This is a genomic window from Pseudomonas sp. SB113 (assembly GCF_040754745.1).
Taxonomy (GTDB): Bacteria; Pseudomonadota; Gammaproteobacteria; order Pseudomonadales; family Pseudomonadaceae; genus Aquipseudomonas; species Aquipseudomonas grimontii.
This window is the reverse complement of record NZ_JBFMHW010000245.1, coordinates 1-391: the sequence shown is the minus strand read 5'-3', so window position 1 is coordinate 391 and position 391 is coordinate 1. Positions and strand designations below refer to the sequence as shown.

At 56.0% G+C, this 391-nt stretch carries 1 pseudogene; it reads right to left on the bottom strand.

The features are described from left to right. Positions 1 to 391 (bottom strand): annotated as a pseudogene (locus AB1462_RS32400) (adenylosuccinate lyase); the annotation flags it as partial.

Sequence of the window (391 nt, the reverse complement as noted above, 5' to 3'; positions counted from 1 at the left end):
GCCGAACACGCGGCGGAAAATCGTATCGACATGTTTGGTGTGGTAGCCGAGGTCGAATTTCTCGCGAATTTCTTCTTCGGAAAGAGCCTTGAGCACTTCCTCGTCGCCCAGAAGTTCCTCAAGGAAATCCTTGCCCTGTTCCCACACCTTCATGGCGTTGCGCTGTACGAGGCGGTAGGAATCTTCGCGTGAAACGCCTGCCTGCGTCAGAGCAAGCAGAACGCGCTGGCTCATCACCAGACCGCGGAACTTGTTCATGTTCTTCAGCATGTTTTCGGGATAGATGACCAGCTTCTCGATCACGCCAGCCAGACGGTTCAGCGCGAAGTCGAGCGTGATGGTGGTATCCGGGCCAATCGCGCGTTCGACACTCGAATGGCTGATATCGCGC